The organism is Polyangium sorediatum (genome assembly GCF_029946465.1).
GTDB lineage: Bacteria > Myxococcota_A > Polyangia > Polyangiales > Polyangiaceae > Polyangium > Polyangium fumosum.
In genome coordinates, this window is the sequence record NZ_JARZHI010000033.1 from 1 (window position 1) to 14,049 (window position 14,049).

The following is a 14,049-nucleotide window of genomic DNA, read 5'->3' on the forward strand; positions in this document are numbered from 1 at the left end:
TCGCCGCCCGCGCCGCCGGCACCACCCGCGCCACCCGCGCCACCCGCGCCGCCGGCACCACCGCCGCCGCCTGCGCCGCCCTGGCCCTCGTCCGCGCACGACGCGCTGCAGCCGTCGCCGTCCGCTTGATTGCCGTCGTCGCATTCCTCGACGCCCGATTGCACGAACCCGTCGCCGCAGCTCGCATTCTCGCACGTCGAGAGGCACGCGTCCGTGTCCTCGTCATTGCCGTCGTCGCACGCCTCGTCCGCCTGCACCACGCCGTCGCCGCACGTCGCCAGCGAGCAGTCGTTCTTGCAGCCGTCCGTGTCGTCGTCATTGCCGTCGTCGCAGGCCTCGACGCCGTCCTCGACGAACCCGTCGCCGCAGATCGCCTTTTTGCAATCCGAAACGCAGGTGTCCGTGTCGTTCATGTTTGCGTCGTCGCACTCCTCGACGCCCGATTGCACGAACCCGTCGCCGCAGCTCGCCGCGAGGCAGGTGCCGAGGCACGCGTCCGTGTTCGACATGTTGCCGTCGTCGCAGGCCTCGCCCGGCCCGACGACGCCGTCGCCGCAGCCCGGCAGCGAGCAGTTGTTCCGGCAGCCGTCGTCATCGACCGTGTTGCCATCGTCGCAGGCCTCGACGCCCGATTGCACGAACCCATCGCCGCAGCTCGACGCCTTGCAGCCGACGAGGCACGCGTCCGTGTTGTTGCCGTTGCCGTCGTCGCAAGGCTCGACGCCCGCCTGGACGAACCCGTCGCCGCAGCTCGCCTGCACGCATTGATTGAGGCACGCGTCCGTGTTGCTCGCGTTGCCGTCGTCGCAGGCCTCGACGCCGGCCTGCATGAAGCCGTCGCCGCAGCTCGCCTGCACGCAGGTGTTCAGGCATGCGTCCGTGTTCGACACGTTCCCGTCGTCGCATTGCTCGACGCCGGTCTGGGTTTGACCGTCGCCGCACTTCGCGTTGACGCACGTGTTCAAGCACGTGTCGTTGTTGCTCTGGTTGCCGTCGTCGCATTGCTCGAAGCCCGCGCGAACGACGCCGTCGCCGCACTTGGCTTGCACGCAGGTGTTCAGACAAGCATCCGTGTTCACCACGTTGCCGTCGTCGCATTGCTCGACGCCGGCCTGCACGACCCCGTCGCCGCATTTCGCGGTCATGCACGAGTTCAGGCAGCCGTCCTCGTTGTTCATGTTGCCGTCGTCGCACTGCTCGACGCCCATTTGCACGACGCCGTCGCCGCACGTCGGGGCCTTGCACGTGCTCAGGCAGGTGTCATTGTCGTTCTGGTTGCCGTCGTCGCACACCTCGACGCCGGCCTGCACGTACCCGTCGCCGCAGCCCGCGTTCTTGCAGCCCATCACGCAGGCATCGGTGTTCACCATGTTGCCGTCGTCGCACTGCTCGACGCCCGTCTGCACGTACCCGTCGCCGCAGCTCGAGTTCGTGCAAGCGTTCAAGCAGGCGTCGTTGTTCGACGTGTTCCCATCGTCGCATTGCTCGCCGGCTTGCACGTACCCGTCGCCGCAGGCCGCGGGCTTGCAGGCGTTCGTGCACACGTCGGTGTTCACCATGTTCCCGTCATCGCATTGCTCGACGCCGGCCTGCACATACCCGTCGCCGCAGGCCGCGGTCTTGCAACCCATGACGCAGCCGTCGGTGTTCGACGCGTTCCCGTCGTCGCACTGCTCGACGCCCGTCCGGACGAACCCGTCGCCGCACGCCGCCGCCATGCACGTCGCGAGGCAGCCGTCGTTGTTCGACGCGTTCCCGTCGTCGCATTGCTCCGGCCCGTTCGCCATGCCGTCACCGCAATACGGCCCGGGGCCCGAGCAGTCGGCCTTGCATTTGCCGTATTGCCCGTTTGCCGCCCCGTCGTCGCAGGCCTCGCCCGCGCCGAGCGTCCCGTCGCCGCAGACCGACACCGGCGCGTATTCATAGGCGCCCATGTCGAACGCCGGGCCATTGAGCCCATCCCCGTCGAGCGGCCGCGTCGTGCCCTCGATGTCCTTGTTCGGCGCGCCCGTCGCCGTGCCCACGTCGATGCAGAAGCTCGACGGCTGGAGCTTCAGGTTGGAGGGCGCCGCGACGTAGAGCGGGTTCGACGAGATGCAGCCAACGCCCGCGCTCGTCCCCGAATAGTTCGTCGAATTCCCCGACACGTCCGAGTACGTCACCGTCACCGTCGACGTCCCACCCCCCGTCTCCCGGTAGATCCCGTACGGGGAGTTCGTCACGATCGCGTTCTTGATCGTCACCGTCAGCGTCGGCGACGACGTGTACGTGTGCACGCCGTACGACCCGTTCTGGTTCAGCGTCGCATTCGTGATCGCGAGCGACACGCTCCCCGCGCCCGACGAATACACGTACACGCCACGATTCGAGTTGTTCCGGATCACCGCGTTCGTGATTGAACCGCCGCTCGTCCCCGTGTAATAAACGCCGTACGAGTTCGTGTGCGCCGTGAACCCCTCGAGCGTCGGCGTCCCCTCCGACACATGAATGCCATACTGCGCGTCCGAGATCGTCACGCCCGACAGCACAGGGTTCGCCGCTCCCTGCCGGAACACGACCCCGTACCATTGCGACGCGCCTGTCGTCGTCCCCGACAGCGTCACCGGCTGCGCCGCCGTCCCCTTCGAGTTCAGCGTTCCCCGCACGACGAACTCCGTCTCGCTCACGTCGAGCCCCGAGCCCATCACGTCGCTCGTCGAGAAACGCAGGGTCACACCAGGATCCAGCGTCAACGTCACCCCGGGCGCCACCGTCAGATCACCCGCCACCGTATACGGCGAGCCCGCGAGGTTCAGCGTCGTGTTCGTCCACAGCACCCCGTGCCACCCGCTCGTCGGATCACTCGTGTATGGCAGCGCCCCGATGTCGGTCCCCGCCGCGCTCGCGAACCGCGCTGGCGAATTCGACGTCAGCCGCAGGTTCGACGTCGACACGTACAGCGGATTCGCCAGGATGCAGCCCGTACCCGCGCTCGTCCCCGAATAGTTCGTTGAGTTCCCCCACACGTCCGAATACGTCACCGTCACCGACGACGTCCCGCCCCCCACCTCCCGGTAGATCCCGTACGGGGTGTTCGTCACGATCGAATTCGTCACCGTCACCGTCAGCGTCGGCGACGACGTGTACGTGTGCACGCCGTACGACCCGTTCTGGTTCAGCGTCGCATTCGTGATCGCGAGCGACACGCTCCCCGCGCCCGACGAATACACGTACACGCCACGATTCGAGTTGTTCCGGATCACCGCGTTCGTGATTGAACCGCCGCTCGTCCCCGTGTAATACACGCCGTACGAGTTCGTGTGCGCCGTGAACCCCTCGAGCGTCGGCGTCCCCTCCGACACGTGAATGCCATACTGCGCGTCCGAGATCGTCACGCCCGACAGCACCGGGTTCGCCGCTCCCTGCCGGAACACGACCCCGTACCATTGCGACGCGCCTGTCGTCGTCCCCGACAGCGTCACCGGCTGCGCCGCCGTCCCCTTCGAGTTCAGCGTTCCCCGCACGACGAGCTCCGTCTCGCTCACGTCGAGCCCCGAGCCCATCACGTCGCTCGTCGAGAAGCGCAGCATCACCCCAGGATCCAGCGTCAACGTCACCCCGGGCGCCACCGTCAGATCACCCGCCACCGTGTACGGCGAGCCCGCGAGGCTCAGCGTCGTGTTCGTCCACAGCACCCCGTGCCACCCGCTCGTCGGATCACTCGTGTACGGCAATGCTCCGATGTCGGTCCCCGCCGCGCTCGCGAACCGCGCTGGCGAATTCGACGTCAGCCGCAGGTTCGACGACGACACGTACAGCGGATTCGCCAGAATGCACCCCGTACCCGCGCTCGTCCCCGAATAGTTCGTCGAGTTCCCCCACACGTCCGAATACGTCACCGTCACCGACGACGTCCCGCCCCCCACCTCCCGGTAGATCCCGTACGGGGTGTTCGTCACGATCGAATTCGTCACCGTCACCGTCAGCGTCGGCGACGACGTGTACGTGTGCACGCCGTACGACCCGTTCTGGTTCAACGTCGAGTTCGTGATCGCGAGCGACACGCTCCCCGCGCCCGACGAATACACGTACACGCCACGATTCGAGTTGTTCCGGATCACCGCGTTCGTGATCGAGCCGCCGCCCGTCCCCGTGTAATACACGCCGTACGAGTTCGTGTGCGCCGTGAACCCGGAGAGCGTGGGCGCGACGTCGGCCACGTGAAACCCGTACTGCGCGTGCTGCACGACGAGCTCCGTCATCGTGAGGACGGCCGTCGACGCGTCGACGACGACGCCGTACCACTGACTCGCGCCCGACGACGTGGAGCGGAAGTTCACCGGGCTCGCCGCGGTCCCCAGCACCTCCAGCGTGCCGCGGATCGTCATCTCGACCTCGCCGGTATCCTTGCCCGTCATCAGGCCGTCCGACGTGGCGAACTGCACCTCGACGCCGGCCTGGATCGTGAGCGTCGAGGTCGCGGGGACGACGATGTCGCCCTGCACGATGTAAGGGCTCCCGGCCAAGGTCCAGGTCTGGTTGATGATGTTGCCGCCCGTGACCGTCGTCGCGGCCTGGGCGGCGCGTGGACACGCGAGCAAAACGATGGCCCATAAAAGGGCGACCCACGGAAATACGAGCGCTATCGGGCGCTTCATGGCTAGCTCCTCGCAGAGGCGTTCGCGCGGGCGCGGGGCACTTTCCCCCTCCGGCCCGACGGTGACGCGACGCTACCGCAAGCAGTTCTCCGACTCAACGTCCACTCGATCCCTGGCTTGCCTCCGCGCCGCTTCCATGCCCCAATGATCGTCCAGCGATGCGCGCAAACGACGACGAGGAGTCCGGGGAAGAAACCGGCACGTTTGGTCCCCTTTTCGACAACCGCGGCACGATGGCCGCCCTCGCCACGACCAACGAAAACCTCCCCGCGCCCCCGCCCCGCGCCGCGTTCCTCGTCGCCTACGACAGGCTCGCCGAGCTCGCCGCCGCCGCGCGAAAGCCCGGCTTCGCCGTTGCGGTCATCGACGCGCGCGCGCGCCTCGCCGGCGCCGTCCTCTGCGAGGCTGGATCGCCGCTCACCATCGGCCGGCATACGAAATGCCGCTTGCAAGTGCCTTCGTCCGCGATCTCGCTGCGCCACATGGCCGCCCTCGTCCTCGCCGAGGGCGGCGCGCCGAAGCTCAAGGTCTGGGACCTCAACACGAAGCTGCCTTTCCGCGCCGAAGACGGGCAGGAGAGCGGCGCGCTCGCCTCCGACGGCCCCACGTACCTCTCGATCGGCGCGTACGCGCTCTGGTTTTTGCCGTGCTCCCCGGCCGTCAAGTGGCCCGAGCGCGCGGGCGACGCGTGGACCTCGATGCCGCCGCGCACGTTCGTCGATCGACGCGCCCCGGCCGCGGCCGACAAACGCGCGGGCGTCGACGCATTGCCCCCGCCGCGCCTGCGCGGCGGCCCGTATCGAGGCCTCGAAGAGCCCTCGCGCGTCACCACACAAGCCTCACCGCTCCTGCTCGGCGACGACGAAGAGCCCGAGATCGCCTGGGGTACGATCCGCCTGCAGGCCGGCATGGCGAAGGCGAAGCGGCGCGTCTCGGCGGAGCGCCTCGAACAAGGCCTGCTCATCGGCCGCTACGAGCGATGTGGCCTCTCCATCGGCGAGATCGACAGGAACGTCTCCCGCGTGCATTTCCTCCTCGTCCGCATCGGCGCGGACGTGTGGGCCATCGACACGGGCAGCACGAACGGCGTGCGCCGGAACGGCCGCTCGATCGAAGCCGAGGTCTTGGCGGACGTGGATCGCCTCGAGTTCGGCTCGCGGATGATCCTCGACTGGCACCGGCTCGAGCACCCCGAGGCCTGATGCGCCCCGACCTCTCCGCCGTCCCGATCGTGGACCTCGCCCCGCTCGTGCACGGCGGCCCGGACAAACGCTCCGCGGCACACGCGATCGACCAGGCTTGCCGCGGCTCGGGGTTCTTTTACGTCGTGGGCCACGGCGTCGACGAGGCCCTCGCCGCGCGCCTCGACGCGCTCTGCCGGGCGTTTTTCGCGCAGGATCTCGATCGAAAGCTGGAGATTCGTATGGAGAAGGCGGGCCGCGCGTGGCGGGGATATTTCCCCGTCGGCGGGGAGCTCACCTCCGGAAAGCCCGACCTCAAAGAGGGCATTTATTTCGGCGCCGAGCACGGAGACGACCACCCGCGCGTCCGGGCCGGGCTCCCGCTGCATGGGAACAACCTCTTCCCGGACCTCCCGGGCTTCCGCGAGGCCGTGCTCGCGTGGATGGCCGAAATGACCCGCCTCGGGCACGTCATCCTCGAAGGAATGGCCCTCGGCCTCGGCCTCCCCGCGTCCTATTTCGCCGAACATTATACCGCGGATCCCACGATCCTCTTCCGGGCCTTCCATTACCCGCCTCCACATGACGCGTCCGAGGGCTGGGGCGTCGGAGAGCATACCGATTATGGGTTGCTCACGATCCTCCGGCAGGACGACGCTGGAGGATTGCAGGTGAAATCGGGCGGCCTCTGGATCGAGGCGCCGCCCGTCCCGGGATCGTTCGTTTGCAACATCGGCGACATGCTCGATCGAATGACGGGCGGCCAGTATCGATCCACGCCGCACCGCGTCCACAATCGCTCGGGGAGGAATCGGATCAGCTTGCCGTTTTTCTTCGATCCGGGCTGGGACGCGAAGATCCAGGCGATTGACATGGGCCGTGCGGACGGCCGAGCGGGCGAGCGGTGGGATCACCAGGACGTGCACGAATTTCGAGGAACGTACGGGCAATGGCTGCTCGGAAAAGTCGCGAAGGTCTTCCCGGAGCTCGGGCGAACGGCGGGCGTGACGTGAATTTCTCCTCGCCTCCCCCCGATTTCCAGGGCTTCCTGGCCCTCGCCGCGACGAACGCAGAATGCAAGCAGGAGGCCAGGGCCGTAAAATTCCTCGTCCTCTCGCGACGTCCCAGCATTCGTGCTATCCGGTAAGGGCCATCGAGAACCACGACCGCATGCGCGCCCGACGCCCTCACATCGCGGATCTCACGACCCAGACGCTGCAATCCCTGCTCACGGGGCCCACGCCGCCCGTCGTGCTCGTCCCGGTCGGCTCCGTCGAGCCACACGGGCCGCACCTGCCTCTCGGGACGGACACGATCATCGGCGACGCCGTGGCGGAGCGCGCGGCCCAGCTCCTGGAAGCGAAGGGGACGGTCGCGCTGGTCGGGCCGAGCGTGCCTTATGGAGTCACGCGTTTCGCCGAGGGGTTTGCCGGCGCCGTCACGGTCACGGAAGCCGCGCTCATTGCGTTCCTGCGCGCCGTGATCGAGGGTTACTTGCATGCGGGGTTTTCCCATGTTTGCCTGGTTTCGAATCACCTCGAGCCCGCGCACGATGCCGCGGTGAGGGCCTCCCTCGAGGGCTTGCCCGCGGGGAGCGCCTCCGTCGCCTCGCCACTCTCGCGCCGGTGGGCGCGCACGCTCTCCGCGGAGTTCAAGAGCGGCGCCTGCCATGCGGGGCGGTACGAGACGTCCATCCTCCTCGCGGCTGCCCCGGACACCGTCGACGAAGCCCGCATGGCGGCGCTCCCGGCGCTCACCATCAGCCTTTCGGACGGCATCCGTCAGGGCAAAACGAGCTTTCTCGCCATGGGCATCACGGACGCGTATACGGGCGCGCCGGCCGAGGCCACGGCCGAAGAGGGGCGCGATTCGATCGAGCGCCTCGCGACGATGGTCGTGGGCGAAGTGGAAGACGGCCTCGCCGCGAAGGCCCTCCGGGGTGAAGCTTCGCGGAGTGCATGAAATAGCAAGGGGGGGAAATGACGAAAGCACAGGAGACCGGCGGCGACGACCGCTGGCGGCGGACGCTCGTCCAGATGATGCAGGGGCAGGCCTACCGCGAGCTCGCAGCGGTGCACCTCTTCGGCCACGGCCTCCAATTCGTCCCGGAGATGCGCTGGCTCAAGCTCTTCACCTGGCACATCCGCGAGGAGCTCGAGCACTACGAGGCCGTGGCGCGCATGTACCATGATTTCACGGGCGAAAGCATCGAGCCCGTCGTGAATGGGCGCCTCTCCGCGCGCCCCGTGCCCCTCGCCGCGAGCTTTTACGAGCTCGCGATGGCGCAGTTCCTTTACGACCGCGGCGGCTTCTGGCAGCTCCGCGAGTACGAGGAATGCAGCTTCGAGCCATACCGCAAGGTGGTCCGCAAGATCGTCGAGGAGGAGCGTGGACACCAGGCGCTCGGCGAGCGGCTCGTCGTGGAGCTGTCGCTCACGGGGCGATTCGACGCGGACAAACAGCGGCTCTTCGAGCGATGGCTCCGGCAGGGGCTGCTCTCGTTTGGCCGGCCGGACAGCGAGGGGGCGCGATACGCGGTCGCGATGGGGTTCAAAAAGCGTGATCCGGCGGCCGTGATGCAAGACTTCCTCGACGACATCACCTCGGCCATGCGCTTGTGCGGCCTCGTGCTTCCGTCGCTCGCCGCGCTCGGGATCGAGGGCCCCGAAAAGGTGCACGCGGTGCCGACGTCGGGGCCCGAGAGCGCGCTGCCGCACACCGAGCGCAGCGCGGGCCAGTCCGCCGCGTAGCGCGATTCCCTCCCCCATTTCCTCTCCCCGTGGAGAGGACGGTCGTCCCCGCCCCTGTCTGCGCGATTCCGCGCGCGCCGAAAAACCCCAATACCATTCGCCCGCGGCATGCGAAGGCCTCCACCGAGGACGGCGTTCGGCCGGGCAAAACCAATGAACCCAATGCGCGATGTTCGGGCACGCGCGAAGGGGCAAGCCTCCCGCGCAACGTGGGGCGCGTCTGCCGCATCATCCTTTGCGTGCTCGGACCCGTCTCCTTGTCGATCGTGCCAGGCTCCGCTCTGGCGGCGAACACGATCGACGGCCGTCCGGCGTCGCGCGGCGTCGCATTCGCGGGTACGTCCACGTGCGCGACTCCGAATGCCACGTCGAATGGAGAGGTGGTAATAAAAATCTCCAGCGCGGCTTGCTTGTCCGAGGTCGCTTGGTAATATTTCATTCATAGGAGCTGCTGACGATGAGGCGCTCCTCGTTGACGCAATTCGCTTCGGATCGGAGCGCCCCGTGGAGCTGCAGCACGCAGCTCCACGAAGGCGAGCCAAGTAGTACTAGCTAACGACACACCTGCTTCGATACGGGGGAAAGAAACACACCATGAAGAAGCTGCTTTCGTTTGCGTTCGCCGCCGCGATGATCGTGCCCTCCAGCGCCGCCATGGCCCTCACGGAGGGAGCCGCGTTCGAGGTCTACGTCAACGACGACTTCGCGGGGACGATCTATCCCTACCTCTACAAGGACGCGGGGAAGGCGTGCCTTTACGTGTCCGAGTGGTACAACCAGGGCTACCTCATCAGCGAGGAGTGCGACTTCCTCGAGCGCAAGACGAAGGGCTACCTGAGCTGCCTCGGCAACAGCTACATCAACTTCCCGACCACGATCGCGAGCGACGTGTATTGCCGCGGCTTCAATGACTGGGGCCTCTCGCTCCAGGTCGAGTACATGCACGTCGGCGAGCATTACGACGGGTTTGCAGGTGTCGTGAAGTACGCGGGTTACCCGTACGTCAACACGATCGAAGCCTGGGAGTACTGAGATCGCATCGCGGTAGGGCCGGCACGCCGGCCTGAATCGGCGAACCACGGGCGCCGCCGCTCACCACGGCGGCGCCCGTGTCTCTCCGGCCATCACCCTGAAATCATCCTTTTGCCCGACAGGCGATGTCGAGGTTCACGATGCACCTGCCCACGAACCAGAAAAAGCCTTTCTTTCGTTCCCCTGCCGGATGGGCCACGCTCGGGACCATGCCGGTCCTCGCCCTCGGCGCCTTCCTTCTCTGGCCTTCCGCGACGCCCAGCCACGCCGCCGACGCGCAAGACGCCTCGGCGCCCGACGCCCGCGCGAAATACGTCAATCGTGGTCTCTTCTCCTCCGGCAGCGAGGAGCCGGGCGAGGAGCAGGCGAAGCTGATCACGGGCCGCGTCTATTCGATCGACGGGCAGCCCCTCGCCGGCGTGCAGGTCTCGGCCACGAGCTTCGCCATCGCCGGCAACCTCCCGACCACGGTCGCGTCGCTCGATACCGACGCCGAAGGCCGGTTCGAGATGCGCCTCGCCGACGGCTCCTACCAGCTCGTCGCGAACAAGGGCGGATATGGGCCCTCGTTCGTACCCGCGCAGACCGGCGATACCGTCAGCATGGTGCTGACGAAGAGCGGCGTCGTCCAGGGCCGCGTGCTCGACGCCGATCGCGCGCCGATGCAGCGCTTCGTGATCGACGTGCTCACTGCCGCGCCCGATAGCTTCGCCGCGCCCATGCCGCTCTTTTCCAAGCGATTCGAAGGGACCAACGGCGCGTTCGAGGTCGACCAGCTCCCAGCCTGGCCCGTCGTGATCCGCGCGACCGCCGTCGACCACGCCCCGGCCTTCTCGCCCCCTGTCTACATCGAAAAGCCCGGCGACACACGCGATATCGAGCTCCAGCTCGGCGACGGCTGCGTCCTCGAAGGGACGGTGAAAGACGGCGCCGGGCGCCCGCTCGTGGACGTCTTCGTGGACGCCGAGGCGCGATTCCCGGGCGGCGTGAGCGAGGTCTCGATGGAGGCCGCGGCGCGCGCCGAGAGCGACGAGCAAGGCCGCTTCCGCATCGAGCACGGCCCCTCCGGCAAGGTCGTCCTCCGCGGCTACGACGGCGAACACGCGCCGAGCACGCTGGTCGTGGAGGTCGCGAATTGCCAGCCGTCGAAGCCCCTCGACCTCGTCATGTCGGGCGGCGGCAGCATCGCCGGCGTGGCGCGCAAGGGCGACGGCACCCCGCTGCCCGGCGCGCGGCTCACGCTCATGCAACGCGCGATCGGGTTCGTCAACGTGATCGCCGACGAGGAGGGCGAATTCCGGTTCGATTCGATCCCGCCGGGCAACACGCGCCTCGAACTCCTCTATGGCCATCAACGCACGTCGACCTCGGTGCGCGTGGAGGAAGGGGCCGTCACGGAGCGCGACATCACAATTCACCCGGCGGGCCAGGGTGAAATTCGTGGGCGTATCACGGCGAACGGCACGCCCCTCGCGGGCGTCCAGGTCCTCGTCGCGGCGAACCGCGGCCGTACCGAGGGGCTCGACATCCGGTATCCCGTGACGGACAAGGACGGCCTCTACAAACTCTCGGGGCTCCCCGAAGGCCATTATGCCGTGAACGTGGTCACGTCCGCGAAGACCGAGGGGGTCCAGGTCGAGGAGGGCCAGGTCGCCGTCCTGGACCTCGATATCGCCGCGCCGCAGAAGACGAGCGCGCGCGACGAAGCGGAATGAACGGACGCCGCGGATCGCGCGGGGGCGGCCGGGCGCCGCCCTCGCGAGGCCGCGTGCGCGACCGCGCCGGTCCGTGATAGGCTCGGGGCCTCGCCATGCCGGAACCCTTGAAAAACAGGTTTACCTTCGAGCTCGGCACGCCCGAGGGCACGCTGCGCGCGAACCTCGCCATCCCGGCCGAGCCGATGCGGCTCGCGGATCTCTCGCGGCTGGTGATGCCGCTCGACGACCAGATCGTCGCGCTCGGCGTCAAGAAACACCTGCCGACGCTCGGGGCGATCTCGTGCAAGAAGGGCTGCGATTCCTGCTGCTACCAGCTCGTGCCCGTCTCGCCGCCCGAGGCGTTCATGATCCACGATCTCGTGTCGACGATGCCCGAGACGCGGCAGGAGGAGGTGCTCACGCGGGTCGTCGACGCCGAGGCGGCCCTCGAATCGTTCGGGCTCGACGAGGCCTCGTTCTCGGGGATGGCGAACGACGACGAGCTGCGCAAGCTCCTCATCGCGTGGCATCACCAGGGCGTCGCGTGTCCGTTCCTCGAACGTGGCACGTGTACGGCCTATACCTCGCGCCCCTCGGGCTGCCGCGAGTATCTCGTGACGTCGCCGGCGGAGAACTGCACGAAGCTCGGCGAGGCCGTGATCCGGCGGATGCCTCTCTCGATTCGCATGTCGCTCGCGCTCTCGCGCGTGGCCGCCCGCCTGCTCGGCGGCGAGCCCACGATCTTCCCGCTCACGCTGGCCATCGGCTGGGCCGAGGCGCACGAGGAGGAGGGCCAGCGCCGATTCGACGGCTTCATGCTGGTGAACATGCTGCTGGAGGAGCTCTCCGGGGGAAAGCCCGCGGACAAACCATCCTGATCGAAGTTCGTCCGCGGGCCGGGATGGGGTGGGCTCAGGGCGTCACGAGACCCGTGAACATCATGGCGCTCGTGTTTCGTGGTTCGGACTTGAACGGGGCCGCGAAATCGTCATTGTCCCGCACCGTGGCCGAGACCTGGATGTAATAGAATTTCCCGGGCTGCAGGATCCCCTCGGGGAGGGTCACGTTCGGGCTTTTGACGTACACGTTCGCGACGGTGCGGCGCGTCGAGAGGGTGCCGTTTGCGTCCGTGAGGTCGGTCGTATCGACGACGCTCACGCGATACCGCGTGGGGCTGCCCAGGGACGGCGCGGTCCACGTGATGGCCGGCGTCGTCCCGACGCCCGTGGTCACCTGATCGTACGGCGTATCCTTGCCGGCGACCTTGATGTCTTGCGGGAGGCCGAGGGGCGGCGTGAGCGGCTTGCCCGTGAGCTCCTCCACGGGCGCGGACAGGGTGAAGTTGCCGCGGAGCGACTCCGAGGTCGCTTCGGGCAGGAGCGATCGGACGCTCTTCGTGAACGTGATGACCACGGCGGCAAACTCTTGCCCGCCCGTGAAGGGGTCCCCGTAGGAATAGGTATGCGTGTAGTCGCCGGCGAGCACCATCGTCCCCGCGTCACAGGCGCTCGCGCACGCGACCGGATCGCATCCGACTCCGTGGCAAGCGGGATCCGGGTTCGAATACGCGGTCCCGTAGCCCACGCTCATGCCGAGCAGCGTGACGAATGCGCCGAGCGCGGGTGCGGGCCCGACGGGCTCGTGGTCGACGCTGACGCCGATGAAATGGGTGCTGAGCGGGGTGTTCGGGAGGAGGGCGTTCCAGGCCGAGCCCTTGTAATCGAGGTCGAAGCTCTTTTGCGGCGCCGGCGCGAAGGTGCCCGTCACCACGCTCGTGCCCCCGTTCGTCATGGTGAACGGCATGGCCTGCATGGATTCGGCCGTGGCCGTGTAAATGTAGCCATTCCAGGGGTTGCCGTCGTCGGTCGGGGTGCCGACCTGCTGCGTCACGCCATGGACGACCGTGACCTCGTCCCCTTTGCTCGCGTCGATGAGCGTTCGGTCGCCGTTGAACTGGACGAACACGTCCTCGGCATTGATTTTCCAGGTGGAGAGCTGGGTGGCTCCGTTGGCGGGGGGGTTGTCCTCCGGGGGGCTCGACGAGGGGTAGATATAGGAGAGGACCGTGCCGTTTTGCGAATAGATCTGGATCTCGTCGTCTTGGGTCAGAATGTTGCCCATGTCGTCGTAGGTGGCGACCTGCATGGGCACGCCGAGCGTCGCGTCGAACGTGAGGTACGTCGGCTGCGACATGGGCGCGGGATCGGGCCGGCCGCTGTGAAGATATCCGATGTCGAGCGTACGCGCGTCGGTCGCGACGAACGTCCGGACCGGCGGCGCGTTCATGAACGGGGACGGCGGGCCCTCGAGGGCGAGGAGATACGGCCCCATGGGGACGTCGGGGATCAAGATGTTCCCGTCTGCGTCGATCGTGCCCGGGTAGGATTGCAGGGTTCCGCCCTGGTCGACGAGGGCCTCGATCTTCGTCCAAAATCTGCTGCGCACGGTGACGTCACCGGTGGTCGGCCGGTGGAGGTCCTTCGAGGTGCCCGTCACACCGTCGGCCGAGCCGCCGGTACCGCCATTTCCGCCATTGCCACCGGCTCCGCCATCGCCGCCGCTGGCGCCGCTACCGCCGTTCCCGCCGCTGCCGCCACTGCCGCCGCCGCCCCCACCACTGCCGCAAGCAGCCGTCGCTGTCACGGCCAGGAGAATGCCCAAAGAAAATAAGCTGTAGGTTCGCATAAGTGCTCCTTGCAGCCGGGAACAGTAGCGGCGCCTACGACCCCGCGGTAGGAGTTTCGCGTCCGGG

General features: G+C 67.6%; 9 protein-coding genes. 7 read left to right on the forward strand and 2 right to left on the reverse strand.

Annotated elements, in window-relative coordinates:
• A partial coding sequence (locus QHF89_RS29665; RefSeq protein ID WP_284721087.1) for a DUF4215 domain-containing protein occupies nucleotides 1-4,637 on the reverse strand: 4,637 nt, incomplete at its 3' end.
• Between the two features lie 158 nt (nucleotides 4,638-4,795).
• On the opposite strand from QHF89_RS29665, the gene QHF89_RS29670 reads away from it, so the two are divergent.
• The 7 genes from QHF89_RS29670 (at nucleotide 4,796) to QHF89_RS29700 (ending at nucleotide 12,175) form a co-directional block, all read left to right on the forward strand.
• On the forward strand, nucleotides 4,796-5,839 hold the full coding sequence (locus tag QHF89_RS29670) for an FHA domain-containing protein (RefSeq protein WP_136971067.1): 1,044 nt from the start codon (nucleotides 4,796-4,798) through the stop codon (nucleotides 5,837-5,839).
• A complete protein-coding gene (locus QHF89_RS29675; RefSeq protein ID WP_136971068.1) occupies nucleotides 5,839-6,831 on the forward strand; it encodes an isopenicillin N synthase family dioxygenase in 993 nt (330 codons plus the stop codon). The genes QHF89_RS29670 and QHF89_RS29675 overlap by 1 nt, the downstream gene beginning before the upstream one ends.
• 157 nt (nucleotides 6,832-6,988) lie before the next feature.
• Nucleotides 6,989-7,780: a creatininase family protein gene (locus QHF89_RS29680; RefSeq protein ID WP_136933106.1), complete on the forward strand. Its 792-nt coding sequence runs from the start codon at nucleotides 6,989-6,991 to the stop codon at nucleotides 7,778-7,780.
• Nucleotides 7,781-7,797: 17 nt separating this feature from the next.
• Nucleotides 7,798-8,568, forward strand: a complete 771-nt coding sequence (locus tag QHF89_RS29685; RefSeq protein ID WP_136971069.1) for a Phenylacetic acid catabolic protein — start codon at nucleotides 7,798-7,800, stop codon at nucleotides 8,566-8,568.
• 594 nt (nucleotides 8,569-9,162) lie between these two features.
• Nucleotides 9,163-9,600 carry a hypothetical protein gene (locus QHF89_RS29690; protein ID WP_136971070.1) on the forward strand — a complete coding sequence of 146 codons (438 nt, stop codon included), beginning with the start codon at nucleotides 9,163-9,165 and terminating at the stop codon, nucleotides 9,598-9,600.
• A 140-nt stretch (nucleotides 9,601-9,740) separates the two neighbouring features.
• Entirely contained in the window at nucleotides 9,741-11,315 is a 1,575-nt protein-coding gene (locus QHF89_RS29695; RefSeq protein ID WP_284721088.1) for a carboxypeptidase-like regulatory domain-containing protein, read from the forward strand.
• Between the two features lie 107 nt (nucleotides 11,316-11,422).
• Nucleotides 11,423-12,175, forward strand: coding sequence for a YkgJ family cysteine cluster protein (locus QHF89_RS29700; RefSeq protein WP_284721089.1), 753 nt, complete (start codon nucleotides 11,423-11,425; stop codon nucleotides 12,173-12,175).
• 34 nt (nucleotides 12,176-12,209) lie between these two features.
• On the opposite strand, the gene QHF89_RS29705 is transcribed toward QHF89_RS29700, so the two are convergent.
• Nucleotides 12,210-13,982, reverse strand: coding sequence for a hypothetical protein (locus QHF89_RS29705; protein WP_284721090.1), 1,773 nt, complete (start codon nucleotides 13,980-13,982; stop codon nucleotides 12,210-12,212).
• Between the last annotated feature and the right edge of the window lie 67 nt (nucleotides 13,983-14,049).